This is a genomic window from Paraburkholderia fungorum, from assembly GCF_900099835.1.
Lineage (GTDB): Bacteria > Pseudomonadota > Gammaproteobacteria > Burkholderiales > Burkholderiaceae > Paraburkholderia > Paraburkholderia fungorum_A.
In genome coordinates, this window is sequence record NZ_FNKP01000001.1 from 2931094 (window position 1) to 2945932 (window position 14839).

The window sequence follows — 14839 nt, forward strand, 5'->3', positions numbered from 1 at the left end:
CTTCGGCCGGACGGGCCGCCTTGACGATGGCGGCGGCCCGTCAGGCGCGTCAGGTAGAATCGTCCGGATTACATTTCCCTTTTCCATTCGATGACGACGCTCACCCTGATCGTCGCTCGCGCCAACAACGGCGTGATCGGCCGCGACAACCAGTTGCCCTGGCGACTGCCCGAAGACCTCGCGTTCTTCAAGCGCACCACGATGGGCGCGCCCATCATCATGGGCCGCAAGACGCATGAATCGATTGGGCGGCCGTTGCCTGGACGTCGCAACATCGTCGTGACACGGGATGCCACCCGCCGCTTCCAGGGCTGCGACGCCGCCACCACGCTCGAAGACGCATTGACGCTGGCCGCACAGGATCAGGCACCGGAAGCGTTTCTGATTGGCGGCGCGCAGCTGTACTCGGAAGGCTTGCGGCAGGCGGACAAGCTGATCGTCACCGAAATTTCCGCCGATTTCGAAGGCGACGCCACCTTCCCGGAGCTGGACGAAAACGAGTGGGAAGAAGTCGCGCACGAAACGCATCGCGCGGACGCTCCGAACGACTTCGACTACGCGTTCGTCACGTATAAGCGCAAGGGCGTCTGAGGTTTCGCGGGCGCGAAGCCGACGCGAAATTGACGCGAAGCCGGAAGCCTCGCCAGGTCCGGGAACACGAAAAAAAACGCCACGCAAAAAATATTGCGTGGCGTTTTTTTGTTGGCAGCCGGGCGTTCAATCGGCTCGCGGCGAAAACCGCTTACTGTCCGGCAATCGTCATCCGCTCGATTAGCACCGAACCCGTCTGCTTGGTGCCGCGCGTGATCGTATCCGCGCCGACCGCGACGATATGGCGGAACATTTCCTGCAACGTGCTCGCCACCGTGATCTCCTCGACCGGATACTGGATCTTGCCGTTCTCCACCCAGAAACCCGACGCGCCGCGCGAATAATCGCCCGTCACGTAGTTCACGCCCTGCCCCATCAGTTCGGTCAACAACAGGCCTGTGCCGAGCTTACGCAGCATCTCTTCGAAATCGTCTTCGGGACGCGTGTTCGAGCTTTTGAACGACAGATTGTGCGAGCCGCCCGCGTTGCCGGTGGTCTGCATGCCGAGCTTGCGCGCGGAATACGTGGACAGGAAATAGCCTTCCACCACGCCGTCTTTCACGACCGAACGCTGTTTCGTACGCACGCCTTCTTCGTCGAACGGCGCGCTGCCCATGGCACGCGCGACGTGCGGGTCTTCGACCACCTGGATGTGCGGCGCGAACACCGGCTTGCCGAGGCTATCGACGAGGAACGATGTCTTGCGATACAGCGCGCCGCCGCTCGTGGCCTGCACGAATGCACCGAGGATGCCCGCAGCCAGCGGCGCTTCGAACAGCACCGGCACCTTGCGCGTATCGAGACCGCGTGCGCCGATGCGCGAGAGCGCGCGTTGCGCCGCGTAACGGCCGACCGCTTCGGGATCGGCGAGATCGGCGGCGTTACGGGTGGACGTGTACCAGTCGTCGCGCTGCATGTTGCGGGCGCTGCCGGCGATCGGCGCGCACGCAATGTAGTGACGCGAGTACGGATAACCGGCCATAAAGCCGCGCGACGTGGCCAGCACGAACTGCGAGTGCTGCGCCGAGACGCTTGCGCCTTCGGAGTTCTTGATCTGCGGATCGGTGGCGAACGCGGCGTCTTCCGAGCGACGCGCGATTTCGACCGCTTCATCCGCCGACAGATTCCACGGGTGATAGAGATCGAGATCGCGCGGATCGGTTTCGAGCAGTTCGGCTTCGGCGAGACCGGCGCAATCGTCTTCCGCCGTGAAGCGCGCGATGTTGTAGGCGGCCGCGACCGTGTCTTTCAGTGCCTGCGACGAAAAGTCGGAGGTGCTCGCATTGCCGCGCTTGTTGCCGATGAACACCGTCACGCCGACCATCTTGTCGCGGTTGTGTTCGATCGTCTCGACTTCGCCGCGCCGCACGGAGACGGACAGGCCGTCGCCTTCGGAAATCTCGGTTGCCGCGTCGGTGCCGCCGAGTGACTTCGCGTGACGAAGGATGTCCGAGGCGATTTCCTTCAGTTCATCCTGGGTATGCGGAAAAAAGCGCTGCTTGACGTCCATGTCTGCTGCCATTGTCGTTGCCATCCTGTTCGGGGCCGAGCGGCCCTTGAGTGTTTGCACATGCCACGCGCACGCGTGACCAAGCATCCCGCGATCATAGCAAGGTACGCGACGCCGTACCTGGCAATCACTTCGCATTTGCATGGGGATTTGGCGCGGGGAATGTCTGGAGTTTCAGCGGGGTGTCTGGTTGGGCACTCGCCGCACAGGAGCCGCACATGAGCCGCACTTTGGCCCCGTGAATTGCGAGTGCATTGCCCACGCCGGCCTGGCATTTACCTGCGATCGGCTAAAGGGCCTCGCGGCTGCTCGCGCAACCCGCGAAGCCCCGATTGCCGCCGCTTTGCGAGTTCGGCGGTGCCCGGCACGCTACAATATCGGTATGACACGCAAAACTCGCATTCAACCCATCGAGTCCGCCGAACCGGAAGTCGACGAAAACGGCTACGACCGTCCCAGCAAGTCCCAGCTCAAGCGCGAAATGCACGAGCTTCAGGAGCTGGGCGCGGCGCTGATCGCGCTGCCCAAAGACGCGCTCAAGCGCATGCCGATGCCCGAAAAGCTCGACGACGCCGTACGCGAAGCACGCCGCATCACCGATCACGAAGGCAAACGCCGCCAGGTGCAGTACGTCGGGCGCGTGATGCGCTCGCTGTTCGACGACGAAACCGCCGCGCTGCGCACCGCGCTCGACACCTACAACGGCGTCAACAAGGCCGAAACGGCCAAGCTGCACTGGATCGAACGCACCCGCGAAAAACTGCTCGCCGACGACGCCGCACTGACCGATTTCATCCGCCAGCATCCGAACGCCGACCCGCAGCAAGGCCGCACGCTGATCCGCAACGCCCGCAAGGAAGCGCAGCAGAGCAAGCCGCCGCGCTACTTCCGCGAACTGTTCCAGTGGATCAAGAACGCGGACGGCCCGTCGGCACAGTCCGATTCCGACGCCGACCCCGCGCTGGACGACGACGATGACGACCGCGACGATTAAACCCGCGGCTGCCCAACGCAATCATCCCGACGAAATCGTGATCGGCCTCGTGTCGATCAGCGACCGCGCGTCCACCGGCGTTTACGAGGACAAAGGCATTCCGGCGTTGCAGGAATGGCTCGGCACGGCGTTGACGTCGCCGTGGCAGGTCGTCACGCGTCTGATTCAGGACGACGCGCCGACCATTTCCGCGACGTTGACCGAACTGGTCGACGAAGTGGGCTGCGATCTGGTGCTGACCACTGGCGGCACGGGTCCGTCACGCCGCGACGTGACGCCCGAAGCGACGCTCGCGGTTGCGACCAAAGACATGCCGGGATTCGGCGAGCAGATGCGGCAGATCAGCCTGAACTTCGTGCCCACGGCTATTTTGTCGCGCCAGGTGGCGGTGATTCGCGAAACGGCGGATCACGCGGCGCTGATCATCAACTTGCCGGGTCAGCCGAAGTCGATCAAGGAAACGCTGGAAGGTTTGCGCGATGCCGAAACCGGCGCGGTGAAGGTGCCGGGCATTTTCGCGGCGGTGCCTTACTGCATCGACCTGATTGGCGGGCCGTATGTGGAAACCAGTCCGGACGTGGTGAAGGCGTTCCGGCCGAAAAATGCGGTGCGCGCGCCGCAGCAGGGTTAGACGTAATCCGGCGGTTCGCGGCTGCGGAGTGGGCCGGGAAAGCTGGTTCCCGACCTTTCACGAAAAGTCGTCAGCAGCGGCGGCGACCCAACGACAAGCACCGCTGCTGCATCAAACTACGCGCTTATTCAGCGCTACCCGAAGCTTCCGGCGCGGCCGGAATCAGGAAATGCTCACGGTAGTACTTCAGTTCGTCGATCGACTCGTGAATGTCGGCGAGCGCCGTGTGCATCGCGCGCTTCTGGAAACCCTTGTAAATCGCGGGCTGCCAGCGACGGCACAATTCCTTGAGCGTGCTGACGTCAAGATTGCGGTAATGGAAAAACTGCTCCAGTTCCGGCATCCAGCGCGCCATGAAGCGACGGTCCTGGCAGATCGAGTTGCCGCACATCGGCGATTTGCCCGGCGGCACGTACTGGCCGAGAAACTCGCGAATCTGCTCGACGGCATCGGCTTCGCTCACCGTGGACGCCTTCACACGGTCGATCAGCCCCGAGCGGCCATGCGTGTTCTGATTCCACTGATCCATCTTGGCGAGCGTTTCGTCGCTCTGGTGAATCGCAAGCACCGGGCCTTCGACCAGCCGGTCGAGCGTCGAATTCGTCACCACTACCGCGATTTCGATGATGCGGTCGGAGTCGGGCTCGAGCCCGGTCATTTCCATGTCCAGCCAGACAAGATTCATGTCGCTGCGTACGAGCGGCTGTTCGGTGGATGCGAGGATGTCAGTCATGAAGGCAACCCTGATGACCGGGCAAACGGCCGCTGTAAAAGCCGCCTGCCACGGAAATTGTTCGTATGAGATTTGGTTCTGGCGCCCGGCTGGAGCGCCGGTTTGAACGCCCCCCGCCGCGAGGCGGGAAGAAACATATAATTCTCGCATAGATACCACGGAATCCCCGGATGCCCACCCTGTACTTCACCGTTCTGTTCGTCATCGCCGTCGTCGCGATGGTCGGCACCAAACTATGGCTCGCGTCGCGGCAAATCCGCTTCGTCGCCGCACATCGCGAGCAGGTGCCTAGCCAGTTTGCCGGCACCATCGCGCTCGCCGCCCACCAGCGCGCCGCCGACTACACCATCGAGCGCACCCGTCTGACGATGATCGAGATCGTCGTCAGCGCAGCCGTGCTGATCGGTCTCACGCTGCTGGGCGGCGTGCAGGCACTCGACCTCGCCATCTCCGACTGGATCGGCCGCGGCTACGCCGGCCAGATCGCACTGGTCGCGGCCGTGATCGCGATCACCAGCGTGATCGACCTGCCGTTCGAGTATTACCGGCAGTTCGTCGTCGAACAGCGCTTCGGCTTCAACCGGATGAGCAAGGGCATTTTCTTCGTCGACCGTCTGAAGGGCGTACTGCTCGGCGCCGCCTTCGGCCTGCCGCTGCTGTTCGTCGTGCTGTGGCTGATGAATCAGGCCGGCAGCCTTTGGTGGCTGTGGACGTGGGTCGTGTGGGTCGCGTTCCAGATGCTCGTGCTGGTGCTGTATCCGTCGTTTATCGCACCGCTTTTCAACAAGTTCGAGCCGCTGAAGGACGAAGCGCTGAAAAGCCGCATCGAAGCGCTGATGCAGCGCTGCGGCTTCGCGGCCAAGGGCCTGTTTGTGATGGACGGCAGCCGCCGTTCCGCGCACGGCAACGCGTACTTCACCGGCTTCGGCGCGGCCAAGCGGATCGTGTTCTTCGACACGCTGCTCGCGCGCCTGTCGGGCAACGAGATCGAAGCCGTGCTCGCGCACGAACTCGGTCACTTCAAACGCCGTCACGTGATCAAACGCATGCTGGTCACGTTCGCGATCAGCCTCGTGATGCTCGCGCTGCTCGGCTGGCTCACGCAATGCGTGTGGTTCTACGAGGGCCTGGGCGTGCGGCCGTCGCTGATCGGCGGCAATAGCGGGCTTGCGCTGGTGCTGTTCTTCCTCGCGCTGCCGGTGTTCGTGTTCTTCGTGACGCCGCTCGGCAGCCTCAGCTCGCGCAAACACGAGTTCGAAGCCGACGCATTCGCCGCCACGCAAACCGACGCGCAAGATCTCGTCAACGCGCTCGTCAAACTGTACGAGGACAATGCGTCGACGCTGACGCCCGATCCGCTTTACACCGCGTTTTATTACTCGCATCCGCCGGCATCGCAGCGGATCGACCGACTGATGCGTCACGCATGAGCGGCCGCTCCCTGAAGAAGGCGGCGCGCGCCCAGTCCGGCACGCGCGTAGGCGGGCTCGTCGTAGCCGCGCATGGCCGCCACTATCTGGTCGCGCCCGAAGACGGCGGTCCGATGCTGCAATGCTTCCCGCGCGGCAAGCGCAGCGAAATAGCGGTCGGCGATCGTGTGATTTACGAGTCGGCGTCAGCGGATCAAGGCGTGATCGTCGAAATCGGCGAGCGGCGCAATCTGCTGTATCGCTCGGATCAGTACAAGTCGAAGCTGTTCGCGGCCAATCTCGATCAGTTGCTGATCGTGCTCGCCACCGAACCGCACTTCAGCGAGGACCTGCTCGGCCGCGCGCTGGTTGCAGCGGAAGCGAACGAACTGAAGCCGCTGATCGTGCTGAACAAGATTGACGTGACGGTCGCGCTCGAGGGTGCGCGCAAGCGGCTCGAGTCGTATCGCGCGCTGGGTTATACGGTCGTCGAGGTGTCGATCAAGACGCAGCCCGACGCGGCGCGTGCTGCGTTGATCGAACATCTGCATGGTCATTCGACGCTGCTGCTCGGCCAGTCCGGCATGGGCAAATCCACGCTCGTCAATCTGCTGATTCCCAATGCCGAAGTCGCCACGCGCGAAATTTCGACCGCGTTGAACAGCGGGCGTCACACCACGACGTTCACCCGCCTCTACCCGCTGCCCGATAGCGCGGATGGCGAAGGCGGCGCGTTGATCGACTCGCCGGGTTTCCAGGAGTTCGGCCTGCATCACCTGACCGAAGGACGGCTCGAACGCGCGTTCCCCGAGTTCCGGCCGCTGCTGCCGAATTGCCGCTTCTACAACTGCCACCATTTGCAGGAGCCCGGCTGCGCGATTCTCGAAGCCGTCGCCGATGGCCGCATCCGCCGCGAACGGCATACGCTCTATACGCAACTGGTTCACGAAGCCAGCCAGATCGTCCGCTGACATGAAACTGATGCGCGCGCCGAATCTGATTACCGGACAGCACTGGGTCAACGTGCTGGCGACGGCGGGCATCGCGTCCGAGTTGCACAACCGGTATCTGAACGGCGCTCTCGGCGATATCCCGGCGGATCAATGCGCGCCCGAGTTGTGGCTCGTCGATGAGCGCGACGAGGCGATCGCGCGAAGGTTGATCGAGGCAGCGCGGCATGGTCCGGCGGCGGGGTCTCCGGGCTGGCGGTGCCGTCAGTGCGGCGAAGCGCTGGAAGCGCAGTTCACCGTGTGCTGGCAGTGTGGGACGGAGCGTGATCCTCGGGACGATTGAGGGTGTGATTCGAATGCTGATGAAGCAATAAAAAAACCGGGCAATGCCCGGTTTTTTATTGCGCTACGCTGGCCAGCCGATCTCAGGCAAGCCAAACCGCGATGGTCAGCATCAGCAGCAGAATCATCCACAGCACGACTGCGCGCCACACCAGACCCACCGCCGATTGCAGCGTACGCGGCGTGCAATCGTCGCCAACCTGCATCGGACCGCCGTCGCCAGTAGCAAGCGCGTCAAGGCTCGACGGCTCGGCCAGCGGCCCGCTCAAACGTGCACCCAACGCGCCACTGCCCGCTGCCAGCAACACGCCGTCGTTAGCGTCCGGCCACTGACGCGCGTGATTGCGCCACGCATAAATCGCGTCCTCGAAATTGCCGACAATCGCGAAACCCAACGACGTCAGCCGCGACGGCACCCAGTCGATCACGAAGAACGCACGCTGCGCGAAACTCGAAAACGCGGCGGTACGCTCGTCGCCCGGCTGTGCCCACGCGCGCGCGAGATATTCGGCGATCCGGTAGAGCACCGCGCCCGCCGGCCCAACCGGAATCAGAAACCAGAAGAACACGCCGAACACATGCCGATGCGACGCCACGACCGCGTGAATAAGCGTATGACGCACGATTTCGCTGACGGGCATGTCGACGGTATCGAGCCCGGTCCACTCGTTGAGAATTTCGCGAGCACGCGGCACGTCGTCGTTATTCAATGCGAGGTGGATGTCCGTGAAATAGTGGCTGAACTGCCGGAAGCCGAGCGTGAAATACAACACCGCGACGTTCCAAAGAAACGCCAGCGCAAAGTGAATGTGATAGAGCACGTAGTAGACGAGCGCGACGACCAGCGTCCAAGGCACCACCACCACGAGCCACGCGAGCAAGCCGTGCTTGGGCTTGCCGGCATCGAATCCGTGCGCCGCCGACTCCGCGTGGTATTGAAGCAGCGCGGACACCGGATTATTCGGTGACAGTGCACGTACCTGTTCAATGATCAGAGCCAGCAATACGGAGAAAAAAGTCATGCGATGCGCCGTGCTTTTTAAGTTTTACGATTGATTTATAACGATAGCACAGGGTCGGATGCGACTGAGCGCAGGCGCTGACAAACACGCGACAACTGCACAGACCGACTTGATTTACGCGGCAAGATAGCGATACAGATTGCGCAGCATGGCCGCCGTCGCACCCCAGATGAAATGGTGACCACCGACCGCGCCGCCGCCGTCGTCGACCACCGTCGATTCATCGCGCGGATAAGGCATCGCGAAGAAGCGGCGCTCGCCGCCCTCGTAACGGAACACGCGCTCTTCGTGATTCGCGGGATTCATCAGGAAAGCGAGCGGCACCTCGAAGACTTCGGCCACTTCGAGGGCGTCCATTTTCAGCGCAAACGGCGGATGGACAAGACCGATCACAGGTGTCACGCAGAAGCCGGTGCCGGTCAGGTAGTCGGGTAATGCGCCAAGAATTTCGACCCGGGAAGGCGCCAGGCCGACCTCTTCCTGCGCTTCACGCAAGGCGGTCGCGGTGGCGTCGTCGTCAAAGGGTTCGTGACGGCCGCCAGGAAAGCTCACCTGCCCGGCATGATCGTTCAGATGATCGGCACGTTGCGTGAGTAATACCGTCAGCCCACTTTCGCGGACCACCAGCGGCACCAGCACGGCAGCAACGCGGGGATCGGCGTGGGTATCGCGCCACGGCGCTTCGATGATCGGCTCCGGCGTCCACGCGAGGTTTTGCTCGAAGCGTGCGCGCAGGCCATCGGGCGTGAGACGCTCGCCGGTCACCGGCGACAGATGGGAGCCCGTCGCGACGACAGGCAGTAATTCGGGCTCAAAGACGGGACGGGTCAACGGGTCTCTCGAATAGGCGGATTGGGGTATGCCGCTATTTTGACCTGGCAAACAAAAAAGCACCCACAGGGGGTGCTTTTTCTTACAGCATTTACGCTTGGGAAGCAGCGCGGTCTTTCGAGACCAGCTTTTCCTTGATTCGAGCCGACTTGCCCGAACGGTCGCGCAGGTAGTACAGCTTGGCACGACGCACATCGCCACGACGCTTCACGACGATGCTTGCCAGCAGCGGCGAGTACGTCTGGAACGTACGCTCGACGCCTTCGCCCGACGAAATCTTACGGACGATGAACGACGAATTCAGACCACGGTTACGCTTGGCGATAACGACGCCTTCGTAAGCCTGAACACGCTTACGCGTACCTTCAACCACGTTCACGCTGACGATCACCGTGTCGCCCGGAGCGAATTCGGGGATGGTCTTCTCGCCGAGGGCGCGGCCGATTTCTTCCTGCTCGAGTATTGCAATCAGATTCATGACTGACTCCTAGATCCATCTTGTCGGCGTTCGTACCTGCCTCGCACTCAGTTTCCTTACGTGCTTGGCGACGGCCCCGATAGAGGATGGGTTCACATCTGGCGCCGTGCACGCATGCGCGGCGCCGCCTGGTGTCCGCTCGAAAGACCGGCGGCTTTACGCCTTCGACTCTTCTTTTGCGAGACTCGTAAGCCATGCCTCGTCGGCACGGCTCAACATTTTGTTCTTTCTGGCCTTCACGATCAGATCGGGCCGCTTGGTCAACGTATTGCGCAAGGCTTCGCGCCGACGCCACGCCTCGATTTCCTTATGATGACCGCCGAGCAGCACATCGGGCACCCGCACGCCGTCGTATTCCTCGGGACGTGTGTAATGCGGACAATCAAGCAGCACGTCGACAAAGCTGTCCTGCACCGCCGATTGCGAGTCGTTCAGCACGCCGGGCAACTGACGTACGACTGCGTCCATCAATGCCATGGCAGGCAATTCGCCGCCCGACAGCACGAAGTCGCCAAGACTGACTTCTTCGTCGACAACACGGTCGAGCAAACGTTGATCGATCGCTTCGTAGCGCCCGCACAACAGGATCAGACCGGGCTCGGCAGCGAACCGCATGACACGGTCGTGATTCAACGTAGCACCTTGCGGTGACATCATCACGACGCGCGATGCGCCGATGCCCTGCTCTACCTGAGCCGCCTTCGCGGCACCGACCGCGTCTTCCAGCGGCTTGGCCAGCATGACCATGCCGGGGCCGCCACCGTACGGGCGATCGTCGATTGTGCGGTAGTTGTCGGTTGTGAAATCGCGCGGATTCCACGTACGCAACCCATAGCGCTCCTGTTTCGCGGCTCGGCTGGTGATACCCCAGTCGGTCAGCGCGCGAAACATGTCAGGAAAGAGCGTTACGACATCGAACTGCATCGCTCTCTCCGTTCAGCGAATGATTTAGTAATCGGCTTCCCATTCGACGGTAATCTGCTTCGCCGCCTGGTCCACCGTTTTGACAAAGACGCCGACGAACGGGATCAAGCGCTCACCGGCAACCGGCTTGCCATTTTTGTCAGTAGCCGGATATTCGATACGCATCACCGAATGCGCACCGTTGTCGATCATGTCTGCAACCTTGCCGAGATTGACTCCGGCAACGTTCACCACATCCAGGCCGAGCAGGTCGACCCAGTAGAATTCGTCGGCTTCGAGAGCCGGAAATTCGCTGCGGCTGATATAAATGCGGGTACCGCGGAGTGCCAGCGCCACATCGCGGTCAGTCACGCCGCCCAGATGGGCAACCACACTGTCGCTATGCGTTTTCGCCTGCAATGACGGCGCCGATTTGCGCTCGTGACCTTTTAGAAGCCACCAGCGTTTCGCACTCAGCAGGGCATCGCCGCCATGCCCGGCATCTGCATGAGCAGCTACCTTGACCCAGCCCTTAAGGCCGTAAGCATCGACGATAGCGCCAACCTCGACCGCATCGGCCGGCCAGCTTTCCACTGTTTCCGCGCGCATTTCTGCTACAGCGGAACCAGAGTTTGCAGCATTGGCTTTCGCCTTGCCTTCGGCTCGCTCGACCGGCTTGCGGACGAATGCACCGAATGGCGCCTGATCAGACGTCTTCGCGCGCGGACCTGCCGCTTTTGCCTTCACGCGATCTGGACTGCCGGAATCACGCTCAGACATAACAACACCTCGCTGCCAGCTTCGACGTCTGCGTCAGTAAAACAACTGGCGCATCGGACTGCTCACGCAAGCTGCGCGAGCCGCCGGCCGAACCGACGACGATACGCATGCTAGCTACCATTAAGCAGCCGGCTGCGCCTTTTGCGCTTCTTTCACGAGACGCTCGACGGTCGGCGACAGTTGTGCGCCAACACCTTGCCAGTACGTCAGGCGATCCTGAGCGATACGCAGGGCTTCGCCCTTCGTAGCGACCGGGTTGTAGAAACCAACGCGCTCGATAAAGCGGCCGTCACGACGGTTACGCGAATCGGTTGCGACGATGTTGTAGAACGGGCGCTTCTTGGAGCCGCCACGAGCCAAGCGGATGATGACCATACTAGAATCCTTGAAAACCGGGGTTCGGAACGACTGAAACACGCGATTATAGCGGGAAACCGACGCCATAACAAACACTTACGGCGATAAACTGAGTAACCGCGTTGCGCCGGCCGTCCGGACGAAGGTCCAGGACCACGCCGAAACGCCCGAAATACTTGACGGAGCGCCCGTGAAACTGCTGCCATCGACTGCGTTTTTGCTCGCTTTTTTTCTCGTTTTCGTTCGACTTGCTTCTTTCCAACGCGCTTCGCACGGTCGGATTTTGCGTTGCGCGGCCGCGTCGCTGGTCGCGGGGTATGCATTTTCGGCGTTCGCCGCGCTACCGGTCGAGCGCATCAAGTTGCCTCCGGGGTTTCACATCGAAGTCCTGTCAGACGCCGTGCCGAGCGCACGCGCGATGGCGCTTTCGCCGAAAGGCATTCTCTATATAGGCAGCCTCGACGGCCATGTCTACGCGCTCGAACTGCAAAACGGCCGCGTGACGGGGCGCCACGTGATCGCATCAGGCCTGGAAAGTCCGGCCGGCGTGGCGTGGCGGGATGGCGCGCTCTACGTCTCGGCGGTATCGAAAATACTGCGCTTCGATGCAATTGATACGCACCTGAATGATCCCCCCAAACCCGCGGTGGTCATCGACACGCTGCCCACGGAAACGCATCACGGCTGGAAATTCATCGCCTTCGGTCCGGACGGCAAGCTGTATGTACCGCAAGGCGCGCCCTGCAATGTCTGCCTGAAAGACCGCAACAAATTCGGGATGATCGGCCGCATGGACCCGGACGGCAGTCATTACGAAGTCGTAGCTCGCGGTATACGCAATTCGGTCGGATTTGCGTGGCATCCAGTGACGCACGAAATATGGTTCACCGATAACGGCCGTGACGAAATGGGCGACGATGTTCCCAACGACAAACTCAACCGCGCTTCGCGCGCCGGGATGGACTTCGGCTTCCCGTATTGCCATGGCGGCGACACGCCCGACCCCGAGTTCGGCAAAGATCATCCGTGCAGCGCATTTACTCCCCCGGTGGTCAAACTCGGCGCACACGTTGCCGCGCTGGGCATGCGCTTTTATACCGGCGCGATGTTTCCGGCTGCCTATAAGAACAACATCTTCATCGCCGAGCACGGCTCGTGGAATCGCAGCAAAAAGGTCGGCTTTCGCGTCGTGCGCGTCATCACCGACCCGGATGGCGGCAATGCGCATCAGGAAGTCTTTGCTGAAGGATGGCTCCAGCCAGGCGAAAACGTCTGGGGCCGCCCCGCCGACGTCCTGCCGCTCCCCGACGGCTCATTGCTAATCAGCGACGATTACGCCGGCGCGATTTACCGCGTGACGTACGCAGCACCCTAGTCTTGACGATCTCTACGACAAGGAGGCCCACTCCAGCGGGCCTCGCCAAAACGCCCCCCCCCCCCGTTCGCAACAACCTCGCACGCGACATTCACCACCTCCACTACTACCTATCGCGCCCGCCTTGTGACCGCTCCCACCAGGCGGGCGTAGAATGCGCGTCGGTCCACGCCGAACCGGGTGTGCCACTCCTTTCGACCACCTGCCACTCTGCCCACGCCCTACTCCATGTCCACCCTGGTCTCAGCTTCCACGCGCTTCAGATCCAAGACAATTACCGCCGCACTGGCGTTCTTCCTGGGCAGTCTCGGCGCTCATCGGTTCTATCTGTATGGCAAACGCGACTTCTACGGCTGGGCGCATGTGGTCGGCACGCTAATGGGCATTCCCGGCGTATTGCTGCTGATCGCTAGCGAGCGGGCCTCGATGCCGGGCTGGGTGTTGGCCTTCTTCGGCACCGTGTCCGTACTCTCGGCGTTTCTCGCTGCAATCGTCTATGGGCTGCGTCCTGATGAAAAATGGGACGCGCAGTTCAATACGCACACTCAACAAAAAAGCCAATCAGGCTGGACGGTCATCTTCATCGTGATCTTTTCGCTGCTGATCGGTGCATTTCTGCTGATGACCGCCCTCGCTATTACGTTTCAGACCTATTTCGAAAATCAGGTCGAGGCGGCTAAAGAACTTTCCCAGTAAGCAGTCACACCCGAGCCGCGCTAGAACAGATTCATTTGTGAATTGACTCGCGCCGGCTCCTCGGCCTTTTGCGGCTCGATCCGGCGAAAATGCGACATATCGAGAATGCCCCGATCGCGCCGATTCAACCCTAGGCGGCGTACCGCCTTGTGAAACCGCTGCCTGAGCAGATCGGCCCACAAACCTTCTCCTTTCATGCGCGTGGCGAAATTCGAATCGTAGTCTTTGCCGCCCCGCATATCGCGCACACGACTCATCACACGGTCGGCTCGGTCGGGGAAATGTGCGGAAAGCCAATCCTTGAACAACGGTGCGACTTCCCACGGCAATCGCAACACGATATAGCTCGCATTGCTCGCGCCCGCTTCCGCGCAAGCTTCGAGCACGCGCTCCATGTCTGGCTCGGTGACAAACGGAATCACCGGCGCAATGCTGACACCGACTGGAATGCCTGCCTCGCTCAACGTGCGGATGGTCCGCAACCGGCGCGACGGCGTCGCCGCGCGCGGTTCGAGCGTGCGCGCAATCTCCGCGTCCAGCGTGGTGATCGTAATCGCGGCCATGAATTGCCCGCGCGCGGCCATCGGGGCGAGGATGTCGATATCGCGCTCGATCAGCGATGACTTCGTGATGGCCGCAAACGGCTGGTTACGTTCAGCCAGCACCTCGACGACCCTGCGCGTTAGCCTGAGATCGCGTTCGGCAGGTTGCCAGGCATCTGTGTTAACGCCTAACGCAATCGGCTCCGGCACATACGACTTCTTCGATAGCTCCCGTTCGAGCAATTCAGGCGCGTTGATCTTTGCGTAGATCCGGCTTTCGAAATCGAGCCCCGGCGATAGCCCCAGATAGCTGTGCGTAGGTCGCGCGAAGCAATAAATGCAACCGTGCTCGCAACCACGATACGGATTCAACGACACGCCAAACGGGATATCCGGTGACGAATTGCGCGTGAGAATAGTCTTGGCCCGCTCTTCGAAAATCTGGGTACGCAAGACTTTGGGCTCGTCGCCTTCTACTTCTGCAACGTGCAGCCAGCCGTCGTCCACAACCTCGCGCTGATCGACTTCATAGCGGCCTTGCACATTCGTCACTGCCCCTCGCCCCTTTTTAGGCGTGGGCGGAGCGATCGGAAATTCCTGGATGGAGTAGAGGTCGGAGTCGGTCACGATTGAAGTCGCAAAAAACAGCGCAGAACACCTGTATAAATATACAGTGTTTACGCTGTTTGTCGAGC

Annotated in this window: 17 protein-coding genes; 8 read left to right on the top strand and 9 right to left on the bottom strand. The window is 61.5% G+C overall.

Features of this window, described 5'->3' with window-relative positions; genetic code table 11:
- The first annotated feature begins 90 nt into the window (after positions 1-90).
- On the top strand, positions 91-591 hold the full coding sequence (locus tag BLS41_RS12915; protein WP_074765023.1) for a dihydrofolate reductase: 501 nt from the start codon (positions 91-93) through the stop codon (positions 589-591).
- Between the two features lie 151 nt (positions 592-742).
- On the opposite strand, the gene pmbA is transcribed toward BLS41_RS12915, so the two are convergent.
- Positions 743-2113 carry a metalloprotease PmbA gene (gene pmbA / locus BLS41_RS12920; RefSeq protein WP_074765025.1) on the bottom strand — a complete coding sequence of 457 codons (1371 nt, stop codon included), beginning with the start codon at positions 2111-2113 and terminating at the stop codon, positions 743-745.
- 370 nt (positions 2114-2483) lie between these two features.
- On the opposite strand from pmbA, the gene yjgA reads away from it, so the two are divergent.
- Together yjgA and mog are read left to right on the top strand one after the other, a co-directional pair.
- Positions 2484-3095 (top strand): ribosome biogenesis factor YjgA, encoded by a 612-nt coding sequence (yjgA, locus tag BLS41_RS12925; protein ID WP_074765027.1) that lies wholly within the window; start codon positions 2484-2486, stop codon positions 3093-3095.
- Positions 3076-3726, top strand: coding sequence for a molybdopterin adenylyltransferase (gene mog, locus BLS41_RS12930; protein ID WP_074765029.1), 651 nt, complete (start codon positions 3076-3078; stop codon positions 3724-3726). Before yjgA ends, mog begins: the two co-directional genes overlap by 20 nt.
- A 124-nt stretch (positions 3727-3850) precedes the next feature.
- On the opposite strand, the gene orn is transcribed toward mog, so the two are convergent.
- Positions 3851-4459 (bottom strand): oligoribonuclease, encoded by a 609-nt coding sequence (gene orn, locus BLS41_RS12935; protein WP_074765031.1) that lies wholly within the window; start codon positions 4457-4459, stop codon positions 3851-3853.
- Positions 4460-4629: 170 nt separating this feature from the next.
- Here orn and BLS41_RS12940 point away from each other — a divergent pair, with 170 nt between their 5' ends.
- Genes BLS41_RS12940 through BLS41_RS12950 form a run of 3 tightly spaced genes read left to right on the top strand, consistent with a single transcriptional unit; the run spans position 4630 to position 7161 of the window.
- Entirely contained in the window at positions 4630-5889 is a 1260-nt protein-coding gene (locus tag BLS41_RS12940) for a M48 family metallopeptidase (protein WP_074765033.1), read from the top strand.
- Complete coding sequence (gene rsgA / locus BLS41_RS12945; protein ID WP_074765035.1) at positions 5886-6839, top strand: ribosome small subunit-dependent GTPase A; 954 nt, start codon at positions 5886-5888, stop codon at positions 6837-6839. The genes BLS41_RS12940 and rsgA overlap by 4 nt, the downstream gene beginning before the upstream one ends.
- Position 6840: 1 nt before the next feature.
- Entirely contained in the window at positions 6841-7161 is a 321-nt protein-coding gene (locus BLS41_RS12950; protein WP_074765037.1) for a putative signal transducing protein, read from the top strand.
- An 82-nt stretch (positions 7162-7243) separates the two neighbouring features.
- Here the strand turns inward: BLS41_RS12950 and BLS41_RS12955 are convergent, their stop codons facing one another.
- The 6 genes from BLS41_RS12955 to rpsP form a co-directional block, all read right to left on the bottom strand.
- The gene (locus BLS41_RS12955; RefSeq protein WP_074765039.1) at positions 7244-8182 is read right to left on the bottom strand and encodes a CobD/CbiB family protein; all 939 of its coding nucleotides are present in this window, start codon (positions 8180-8182) and stop codon (positions 7244-7246) included.
- A 114-nt stretch (positions 8183-8296) separates the two neighbouring features.
- Positions 8297-9013 carry a CoA pyrophosphatase gene (locus BLS41_RS12960; RefSeq protein WP_074765041.1) on the bottom strand — a complete coding sequence of 239 codons (717 nt, stop codon included), beginning with the start codon at positions 9011-9013 and terminating at the stop codon, positions 8297-8299.
- Positions 9014-9104: 91 nt separating this feature from the next.
- Positions 9105-9491, bottom strand: a complete 387-nt coding sequence (rplS, locus tag BLS41_RS12965; protein WP_074765043.1) for a 50S ribosomal protein L19 — start codon at positions 9489-9491, stop codon at positions 9105-9107.
- A gap of 156 nt (positions 9492-9647) precedes the next feature.
- Positions 9648-10415, bottom strand: a complete 768-nt coding sequence (trmD, locus tag BLS41_RS12970) for a tRNA (guanosine(37)-N1)-methyltransferase TrmD (RefSeq protein ID WP_074765046.1) — start codon at positions 10413-10415, stop codon at positions 9648-9650.
- Between the two features lie 24 nt (positions 10416-10439).
- Positions 10440-11174, bottom strand: coding sequence for a ribosome maturation factor RimM (rimM, locus tag BLS41_RS12975; protein ID WP_074765048.1), 735 nt, complete (start codon positions 11172-11174; stop codon positions 10440-10442).
- 120 nt (positions 11175-11294) lie between these two features.
- Positions 11295-11549, bottom strand: a complete 255-nt coding sequence (rpsP, locus tag BLS41_RS12980; RefSeq protein WP_025600315.1) for a 30S ribosomal protein S16 — start codon at positions 11547-11549, stop codon at positions 11295-11297.
- 172 nt (positions 11550-11721) lie between these two features.
- On the opposite strand from rpsP, the gene BLS41_RS12985 reads away from it, so the two are divergent.
- Together BLS41_RS12985 and BLS41_RS12990 are read left to right on the top strand one after the other, a co-directional pair.
- A complete protein-coding gene (locus BLS41_RS12985; protein ID WP_074765050.1) occupies positions 11722-12906 on the top strand; it encodes a PQQ-dependent sugar dehydrogenase in 1185 nt (394 codons plus the stop codon).
- A gap of 228 nt (positions 12907-13134) precedes the next feature.
- The gene (locus BLS41_RS12990; protein WP_074765052.1) at positions 13135-13602 is read left to right on the top strand and encodes an NINE protein; all 468 of its coding nucleotides are present in this window, start codon (positions 13135-13137) and stop codon (positions 13600-13602) included.
- 20 nt (positions 13603-13622) lie between these two features.
- On the opposite strand, the gene BLS41_RS12995 is transcribed toward BLS41_RS12990, so the two are convergent.
- Positions 13623-14771, bottom strand: coding sequence for a PA0069 family radical SAM protein (locus tag BLS41_RS12995; RefSeq protein WP_074766517.1), 1149 nt, complete (start codon positions 14769-14771; stop codon positions 13623-13625).
- Between the last annotated feature and the right edge of the window lie 68 nt (positions 14772-14839).